The following is a 234-nucleotide window of genomic DNA, read 5'->3' as shown; positions in this document are numbered from 1 at the left end:
GGCTTTCTGATGGAGCACGCGGGGCTGACCTTCCCGGAAGCCGTGCAGGAGCTCGCGCAGTCGGTCGGGCTGACCGTGCCGCACGAGCCGTCGATGCGCGGCGGTGCGGGCGGCGGCGGTGGCGACTATCCGGCGCCGGTGTCGAACTCGGTGGCGGCCGCGCTGTCCGACGTGATGTCCGTCGCGTGCGACTACTACCGCAAGCCGTAGCGCGGTGCGACCGTCGCGATCCAG

At 72.2% G+C, this 234-nt stretch carries 1 pseudogene; it reads left to right on the top strand.

What is annotated here, in order from left to right:
• Positions 1 to 207 (top strand): annotated as a pseudogene (locus SB816_RS35150) (DNA primase); the annotation flags it as partial.
• Positions 208 to 234 lie beyond the last annotated feature (27 nt).

The sequence above is a fragment of the Achromobacter sp. SIMBA_011 genome (assembly GCF_046535435.1).
In the GTDB taxonomy this organism is placed as follows: Bacteria; Pseudomonadota; Gammaproteobacteria; order Burkholderiales; family Burkholderiaceae_B; genus Achromobacter; species Achromobacter dolens.
This window is presented reverse-complemented; position numbering and strand designations above follow the sequence as displayed.